This window comes from Bradyrhizobium sp. Kon10, assembly GCF_055807395.1.
This window is the reverse complement of record NZ_JBVVOZ010000336.1, coordinates 1-247: the sequence shown is the minus strand read 5'-3', so window position 1 is coordinate 247 and position 247 is coordinate 1. Positions and strand designations below refer to the sequence as shown.

General features: G+C 72.1%; 1 pseudogene. It reads right to left on the bottom strand.

The window, feature by feature from the left end:
* Positions 1 to 247: pseudogene (locus AC0L2O_RS37285) on the bottom strand (efflux RND transporter periplasmic adaptor subunit); the annotation flags it as partial.

Below are 247 nucleotides of genomic sequence, written 5' to 3'. Positions count from 1 at the left end.
CGATACGGAACATCGGGCCGGCCTGCGGCGATGCCGGCGCGCCGACGATGGTGCGGACCTCGGTGACGAGGCCGGGAGCAGAGGCCTTCAGCGAAACCGGTCCTTGCGGGCCGGGCCGCGGCGGCTGGCCCGGGATCTGGGGCGGTGCGGTCAGACGCGCCAGCTCCTGATTGTCGGTAACGAGGGTGCCCTCGGTGACGAAGAGGTCGGTGACCCTGGATCCCTCCTGGTCGGCGACGACCACGGC